General features: G+C 39.9%; 1 protein-coding gene. It reads left to right on the top strand.

Going from position 1 to position 228, the window contains the following annotated elements; translation table 11 throughout:
• A partial coding sequence (locus JEM49_RS10300) for an IS66 family transposase (protein ID WP_201874944.1) occupies positions 1-228 on the top strand: 228 nt, incomplete at both ends.

Raw genomic sequence — 228 nt, 5'->3', positions numbered from 1 at the left:
TAGCGACAAGATCATTAAAGCTGCAGTACCTAAAGCTCCCCTAAACCATGGTCTAGGTTCAGCTTCACTCATCGCTCATTCACTCTATCAAAAATATGAAATGAAGGTGCCGGACTATCGCCAAGAAAGCGACTGGAAGAAGATGGGACTAAAAGTTTCAAGACAGATGTTAAATTATTGGGATTTGAAAAGCAGTCAATACTACTTTAAACCAGTGTATGATCTGCT

The organism is Lactobacillus sp. A27 (assembly GCF_016742815.1).
Taxonomy (GTDB): Bacteria; Bacillota; Bacilli; order Lactobacillales; family Lactobacillaceae; genus Lactobacillus; species Lactobacillus gallinarum.
The sequence above is the reverse complement of the archived record's forward strand: the minus strand, read 5'-3'. Positions and strand labels throughout refer to the sequence as shown.